This window comes from Megasphaera sp. SW808 (genome assembly GCF_012027795.1).
Lineage (GTDB): Bacteria > Bacillota > Negativicutes > Veillonellales > Megasphaeraceae > Megasphaera > Megasphaera stantonii.
In genome coordinates, this window is sequence record NZ_SJOT01000017.1 from 47,004 (window position 1) to 55,030 (window position 8,027).

Sequence of the window (8,027 nt, forward strand, 5' to 3'; positions counted from 1 at the left end):
TGCTAAAAAAATCGCAGCCCCGGCGAAAGAATGGCTCTCATTCTTCCGCTGGGGCTGCGTCTGTTTATGTACGACCTATGTCTTCCAGATATTGCCGAACGGCCTCTATAAATTCCCTCGCATGAGTTAACTGCTCATGCGCATCGTCTTCGCTGACTAAAAAGAAATCGGCATAATCGCAATTGTTTCGAATTTGGAAGGCAATACTAATATACTTTGAATACTTTTTTCAAATATACCCGTCTTGATATAGGTTTTCTGAAAATACGAAATAACGCCGGCATGCTTTGCATAATCGATTCCATCTAAGGCCAGCACTGCCCTCATAGCTGAAAAAATGGCATAATACGATCGATTGATAGCATCTTTATAACACCCAATGCGATACAACATGTCGGCGGCTTTCAGTTTTTCCGAAGCATTCTCCAAGCGATATGCCATAAGGGCGGTTTTAGCGTCAGGCACCGATTTCGACTCCTTCCTTAGCAATGTTGGCATAATACGGCAGCACGCCGTCATATGCGGCAAACTCTGCCGCCGGAATCACCGTAGGCGAAATAATAACATCATATTCTAACTCCAGCTCTGCCGAAATATTCCATATCTCCTTTAATTTCCGCTGCAATTCGCCGCGTTCTCCCTCAACGATGGCAACTAAATCTATATCCGAATCCTTTTCAAAGTCGCCGCGAGCATACGAACCATATAAATAGATATGACGCAGCGCCGTTCCGTATGCAGTCCGATAAGCCTGGGCAATTTCCGCAATAACGGCATGTAAAACAGCATCAGAGCACATATCGATTCCTCCCTTCCCACGGCACTCTATAGTATGTATTATATATGATTTTTACGCGCCGCAACAGATAGAATATCCATATAGACAAAAAGGCTGCCCCTCAGGCAGCCTTTTCCTGTCATATATCCGATTTATGGGTTCAGCGCTTCGTCCAGTACGCGGACGTATTCGTCGATAGCCCGCTCCGAATAGGCCGTTCCCTTGGCAATGGCCTCGAAGGCGTGATATGCCCGGGGATAGAGGTGAAATTCCACCGGTACGCCGGCCTGAGCCAGGCGCTGCGCATAGCGTATCGTATCGTCGCGGAAAGGGTCCAGCGTGCTGACGCAGGTATACGTCGGCGGCAGACCCGACAAATCGTCAGCCCTCGCCGGGGCCATATAGGCCGTCGCCCGATCCGTCCCGACGGCGTCGCCGATGTAGGCCTTCCAGGCAAAGACATTGGACACGTTGTTCCACACTCTCATGTCCATGACTTCACGGCTGGCCGGCGAGGCCATGCGGTCGTCCAGCATGGGATACAAAGGCATTTGAAAGGCCGGCCGTATTTCGCCTTTGTCTCTCGCCATCAAGGCCACGGCAGCACAGAGATTCCCGCCGGCGCTGGCTCCGGCAACGGCAATGCGCTCATCGTCGACGCCTAAGGATGCAGCGTTGTCAAAAAACCATTTCAGCCCCGTATAGGTGTCGTCGATGGCCGCTGGATAGGGATATTTCGGGGCCAGCCGATAATCGACAGATACAACGACCGCCCCTACCTCCTTGGCAAACCGCAGGCTCTGGGCCTCGTCCTGCTCAGGCACGCCGAATAAGAAACCGCCGCCGTGAATCCAGTAAATCCCCGGCAGCGCCGCCTCGGCCTGTATGGGCTTGTACACCCGCAGGCGCAGCTTCTCCGAGCCGTCTCCATTAGGAGTATACACGTCGTACACCTGCACGGCCTCGTCCTTCGGCAAATTCGGCGAACCGACTAAGGCTCCGGCCCGCCGGTTAATATCCTCCAGCGCGCCGGGCTGATTAAAATCCAGAGAAGATCCCTGTTCCAGCGCCGGCCGCAGCTGCGGATCCACCTTTTCCAAATACGACGTCTCACCGGCAAAGGCCGTCATAGACGATGCGGCAATCACAGCGCAGATAACAGCACTGCGCAGCATATGTTTCCATGAGTACACGATTTACATCTCCCTTATGCATAGAATATGATGATTTATTTTATCATATCAAAAGACGCGGCATTCTTTCAACAGGGTGGAAGCGCTAAGGGCCGCAAAAGCAAAAAAAAGCTGCGCTCCATGAACCGGTTTTCTCCCAGTTTCACGGAGCACAGTCTTTCCCTAAGCGACATGCCAACCGAACATACAATCGTTTTCTTCTTGACAACCGCCCCTTCGTCCAGTACCATAGAACGCAAGAGGCCTTTGTACATGCCAAACGGCAGCGCGGTAATATGCCAACCATCCTTACACAGAACAAACAAAAATAGCCGCCTCCATCTCCCCATAGATCGCGACTATTTTTGTTCGTAAAATAATTGGGGCGAACCGTTTGTCGGTGCAGCGCCTCGTTTTTCATCTCTATCTTAGCATAGCCCCATCAGCCCGTCAAGGCGTATGCCAAACGAACATACGGGCGATTTTCTCTTGATAAAATACCTGCCTATCTTGTACCATAGAACGCAAGAGGCCTTTGTACATACCAAACGGCAGGCGGTAATCGGGCCCCGGAATCGGGGTGATGTGTATGGGATTTGACCAGATAAACGTAACGTTGTTACTCCTTATCGTGTTGACCATCCTCACACAGAACAAACAAAAATAGCCGCCACAGTTCCCATCTGATGCGACTATTTTTGTTCGTAAATCTATTGGGGCGAACCGTTTGTCGGTGCAGCGCCTCGTTTTTCATCTCTATCTTAGCATAGCCCCATCAGCCCGTCAAGACGTATGCCAAACGAACATACGGACGATTTTCTCTTGACAATACTCCTTTATATCCTGTACCATAAAAGGCAAGAGATGCTATGCATTCCAAACGGCAGCGCGGTTAAATTATGCCCCTAGAAACGGGGTGTTGCATATGGATATAGCCCAAGTAAACGTAACGTTGTTGCTTTTAATTGTGTTAATCATCGTATTGCAGCACACGCAAAAATAGCCGCCTTCCAGAGCACCAATCTGTTTGCGGCTAATTTTGCAACATAGTATTGGGCTAACCGTTTGTCGGCTAGCATCTCTTTTTTCACATTTATCTTAGCATACCTGCGCCGCCTCGTCAAGGTGTCGCCTTCTTCCATATATTACATTATTATATATATGCAAAAAGAGTCAGAACGCAGTTCGCCTGTTCTGACTCTTTTCGTATAAACACGATCCTATGTTGACCGCTTTCGATGGGCGGAAAACCATTGTATGCGGCAGTCGGCGCTGCAGAAGCTCGTCCGGCGGTCTTTGGCTTCCGCGACGACGACGGTCCGGCCGCACTGCTTACACTGAAAGGTACGCGGCACGGCCTGGCACGCTTTGGTTTCCGAGTGCTTCCAGTACAGCCGCTCGCAGCGGGGCGAGCAAAACTTTACCCGTTTGTCGGCGCGGTTCCTCACGAAGACGAGGGTCCCGCAGCGCAGACAGCGGAAGGAGCGCACCGTCTTCCCGCAGGCTCGCTGAGATGGAGGAGCTTCGTCCCGATGGCGATAGGCGTAGCGCCGGCAGGCGGCGCTGCAATAGGTCTGCGTCGACCGGTCCGCCATAAACTCCTTGCCGCAGACGGGACATTTCGCCAGTCGGTTCATGCCCTTAGACTTTCCAGTTCATGCCGACGTTGAACTGATACGTGTCTTCGTTGTCGTTGCCAAAGGTCTTTTCCACGTCGAGGAACATGTACGTTCCCTTGCTGAACTGGTGGGAGAAACCGAGGCCTACGTCGTACCAGGTGCCTTCGTTTTCGTAGGTCGTGTCGAGGCGGCCCGTGGCATCGAAGGCGCTGATATCCTGATCGCCCAGGAATTCATGAAGCACGTCGGCCTTGACATAGAAGGTATTGTTTTCGCCCATGTCCTTGCCGAGGCGGAAACCGACACGGCCGATGAGGCTGTCGATAGCATCCAGTTCGACGCTCGTGCCCTGGCTCGTCGTGTAGTCGGCGTCGGTCACGTGGGCGTACTGGAGCTGTACCTGGGGCTCGAAGTACCAATCCTTGCCGATGTCCTTCTTGCGGCCGTATTCGGCGCTGGCCGAGTAGACGAAGTTGCTGTAGTCGCCGGTAATCTTTTCGCCCAATTCGCTGTAGATGTCGAAATCATTGGACAATCTGCCGAATTTCAGGACGTAATCGGAATAATGGCCCTTATTGCCCAGCCACGTATCGTAGAACCATACGCCGCCGCGCCGTACGTCGCCGTCACCGGCTACGTTATGGTAATCCGTCGTGCCGCGCATGTAGTCGATGGCAAAGCCGCGGCGGTGTTCGCCGTCTTCCCGGTCGTCGACGCGTTTGTCATAGCCCAGCTCCATCATGGTGTTCTTGCTGCGGAAGGCGTCGGACTTACCGATGCGGTCGTGGCGGATGCGCACCCACAAGCCTTCGTCGCCGTCGATGTAGCGCGCTTCACCCATGCGCTTGTTCAGGCGATCCATGTAGATGGCGTTGGAGTAGTTGACCTTGGACATGTCGATGATGGTCTTACCGGCATTGGATAATTCCGTCGACTTGACGTCGATGAGCTTGAAGTTCGTCTCAACGTTCAATTCCTTCCCGTTCATATCCGTATTCTTGCCCATGTCTTCCGTCGTATCAGACGCATCTGTCGACTCCGGCGAAGCGACGGCCGCTAAGGTCATGATGCCGTTCGCGGCGGCTTCCTGCGGTTCGTCCTTAAAGAGATTATCTACCAAATCATTCCCCGGTTTTGCTTCGTCCATCTCTCCCTTACCGCTCGTGCTGTTATACGCGCTGTTTTCCTCATTTCCATCATAGTTGTCCGTGCCGACTTCATATTCGATGTTATACACGCCGTTGCCATACGTGCCGGCGCTGAACGTGGCATGAGACTCCTTGCCGACCGTCGCAAAGCGCAAGCCGTCAAACCCATCCTGATACATGTCTTCTACAGTCACGGCGTTTTTCAAATTGATGAAATACTCGCCTTCGGCTTTCTTCATGTACAGCATATCGCTGACGCTTCGTTCCCCGTCAAGCTGCATCGTAAACATGGCGTTGCCCTTCATTTCGCCGATCGTCAAAGCCTGTACCGTTTTATTCAATTCCGAATCCGTCGCACTGAGGTCGATTTCGACGTGTTCGCTATGTCCCGTATCCACTTTCGTAATCCAGCTCTGGCCCGTAACCGTCCACTTCGAGCCTTCGCCCATGGTAAGGTTTACTTCACCGCCCGTAAGGATTTCGCTGCTGAAGGCCGGGTTGAAGAAAGTCTCTCCCTCTCCATTCGCCGTGCCGTGACCGCTGTTTGCAACCGTTCCGGCGTCGCCATAGTCGTCGGCGCGTCCCGTCAAGGTGCCGCCGTTGCCTAGGCTGACGTTTAACACGCCTTTATTACCGGAAAGCAAATTGCCGTGAATATCAATACCTGAGGTATTCACCGCACGTGTTACCCCTTCTTGAGCCTGAATCGTTACCACGCCGCCATACGCCGCTAACACATCGCCCTCGATGTAGGATTTAACGCCGTTGGCATTGGCATAATTGATAGTTACTTTTGCCAGACTATCGTCATCAACAGGATAGTTTGTAAAATCATCTGCGTCCAAATTCGTTGCTGTCCCTGCGGCAACGGCAACATCCATAGAGTTGGGAGATTTATCATATTGATTGGTGCGAATGTCCGTATACCCATCTACATTGATTTTCCCTTTATCGTAAGCCCAGATGCTTCTTTCGGCAGTAGTATCATCCTCTTTATTGGCATACGTACGGATGGTATTGTTGCCGGAAAGGTGAATCTCTGCCCCGCCCTGCGCGTAAAGTGCAGAAACAACATCCAAGTTTCGCATCGTTTCATCTTTACTTTGATCCAAGTCGCCGGCCTTATCAATCACAGCAGCCGAACCGATATAGTTTACCACGTCGCCGCCAGCAGCCCTGCTAAAGGTACTGCCTTCTGCATCCAGCTTGCCAATCGTAACGCTGCCAACGCCGTTCTTCTCGTCGCCCGTCGCATAGACGGCGCCGTACACAGTATTGAACGAGCCGGCTTTCATATCGACAGTACCGCCATCACTGGCGTTGATTGCATACTTATCGCCATATGTATCTCCAGAACCGTCTGTATCAGCCAGCGTTGAAAGTTCTGTCGAATTTGCCAAAATGGTATTATATTCTGCACCTTTTAAGGATACATTCCCTTCTTTTGTACTTTCAATACCATTACCTGCGCCGTTATCAATAAGCGAAACCGCATTCCCCTGCGCATCAAGCGTAATCGTAGATTTATTGGAACTGGAAAGACCGGCTTTGTTTGTACCCGTTCCGCCATTTACACTTACAGCATTTACGCCGTCAGCAGTTAAACCCGTACTGTTGTTCTCACCGGAAACCTTAACGCCAATATCTTTGCTGTCTATATTAATATTTGTCCCAGCATCTACAAATACTTGTCCATTATTGCCGCTGCCGGTACTACTGATACCAATCTTGCCATAAATATCAGTTTGCCCTTTTTCAGAAATAACATTAACTACATTGCCACTACCTTTACTAGATAACTCAATTCCAATGTCGCCGTCATATACCTCTCCTTCAAAATAAGCATTCCCAATAGAGTTGTCTTGACCGGCTCTGATGTTTATAATACTCTTTTGACCACGAGAATAAATACCACTAGAGCTACCCATAATACGGTTGGTATGATCAGCCATCACATTAATAGTAGCTGAACCGGAAGAAAATATACCGGTGCCAACGGTTAATATGTCATTGCGATACGCTGATTCTCCCAACGTACTCTTGTCACTCCATCCGTCAGGATTCGCATTTTCAGAAGCTATGATATTAATTTGTCCATCTTGCCTAGCTGAATAAACACCATGGGAGTCTACATTGATAGTATTGTTTCCCTTAGTATTTAAAGAAACTGTCCCAGACGTATTATAAATACCGTAACTCCCACCGGCTGTTATAGAAACGTTATTGGAATTTAAAGAAGTAGTGGCACTACCAGTAGAGTTAATGCCATCGCCATCTTCTGTTGTTATAGTAATCGTATCCGAGTTTAAAGTCGTTGTACCACCCATAACATCAATGCCATTACTATCATCCTTACCTACTGTGGTTATATCAATTTGATTAGAATTTAAAGTAGTGGTGCCGTTCCAAGTACTAATACCATGACCTGTCGTAGTAGAAAGGTTGATTGTACCGCCATTTACGATGATTTCTCCTTTTGAATATCCATTGTGTATAGCTGCTCTTTTATCCTTACTCTGATAACTTGTACCATTCGTAGAAATATTAATCTCACTGTTATCACTGCCGTAAATATAAATGTTGCCGGCTTGATTATCAATGCCATTACCATCAGCGTTAATGGTTAAGCTTTGGACTTCGTTGTCTTCTGAGCCTACCAAAACAGTACTTGGATATTTATTATCACTACCGAGTGTTGTTCCTGTTGTAAGAATACCATTATCTCCAGAATTGAGTGTAACATTATTAGCCAAAATCTGAACTGTTGCATTTTCTGAATACCCGCTTTGGATGGAATTAGAACCAGACTCAACAGTCAAATCGCCGTCAATCACATTTACCGTGCCATTAGGTCCTATACCTACTCCACCCGTAGTTACAACTAAATTATCCCCTGCTTCAATCTCAGTATAATTGGGATTCCATGCTTCATTCCATAGTTTTCCACCCATTTCAATATCTTCTGCCCATGCCGCGCCGTACACGCCGGTGCTTAACAGTAAGCCCAGCACGACGGCTTTTCCTAAGTTTCGTTTGCCTATCATATGATTTCCTCCTTGCCCATGGCCATACGGCCTCGCCCTCACGATCAACCAGCTCCAGTTTTTTTTATCGGACGAATAACCTATACTGCCATGCTATATTTCAATACGTACGATGTATGATGACTAAAAGGGGATATGCATACGAGCCGTTTCCTATCGGCTGTATACACATACTCTTTATCAGTATAACGCATACCCACCCCCCCCCCTATGTCAAGTGAAAAATGCCTATTTTTCGCGGTATTTCAGCCATTTTTTTGCGTACA

At 49.3% G+C, this 8,027-nt stretch carries 5 protein-coding genes; all 5 read right to left on the reverse strand.

Going from position 1 to position 8,027, the window contains the following annotated elements:
• Nucleotides 1-156 precede the first annotated feature (156 nt).
• The 5 genes from E0L13_RS07515 to E0L13_RS07535 all read right to left on the reverse strand — a co-directional run bounded on the left by E0L13_RS07515 (nt 157) and on the right by E0L13_RS07535 (nt 6,117).
• Nucleotides 157-465, reverse strand: a complete 309-nt coding sequence (locus tag E0L13_RS07515) for a HEPN domain-containing protein (RefSeq protein ID WP_206081576.1) — start codon at nt 463-465, stop codon at nt 157-159.
• Entirely contained in the window at nt 458-799 is a 342-nt protein-coding gene (locus tag E0L13_RS07520; protein ID WP_168061456.1) for a nucleotidyltransferase domain-containing protein, read from the reverse strand. The genes E0L13_RS07515 and E0L13_RS07520 overlap by 8 nt, the downstream gene beginning before the upstream one ends.
• Nucleotides 800-930: 131 nt before the next feature.
• A complete protein-coding gene (locus E0L13_RS07525; RefSeq protein WP_206081577.1) occupies nt 931-1,971 on the reverse strand; it encodes an alpha/beta hydrolase in 1,041 nt (346 codons plus the stop codon).
• 1,199 nt (nt 1,972-3,170) lie between these two features.
• Entirely contained in the window at nt 3,171-3,587 is a 417-nt protein-coding gene (locus E0L13_RS07530) for a hypothetical protein (protein ID WP_168061458.1), read from the reverse strand.
• Between the two features lie 4 nt (nt 3,588-3,591).
• Nucleotides 3,592-6,117, reverse strand: a complete 2,526-nt coding sequence (locus E0L13_RS07535; protein WP_168061460.1) for an autotransporter outer membrane beta-barrel domain-containing protein — start codon at nt 6,115-6,117, stop codon at nt 3,592-3,594.
• Between the last annotated feature and the right edge of the window lie 1,910 nt (nt 6,118-8,027).

Bases quoted from the DNA above. Each gene is read 5' to 3' on its own strand.
- E0L13_RS07520 (WP_168061456.1), bottom strand. From the start codon at position 799: ATGTGCTCTGATGCTGTTTTACATGCCGTTATTGCGGAAATTGCCCAG.
- E0L13_RS07530 (WP_168061458.1), bottom strand. From the start codon at position 3,587: ATGAACCGACTGGCGAAATGTCCCGTCTGCGGCAAGGAGTTTATGGCG.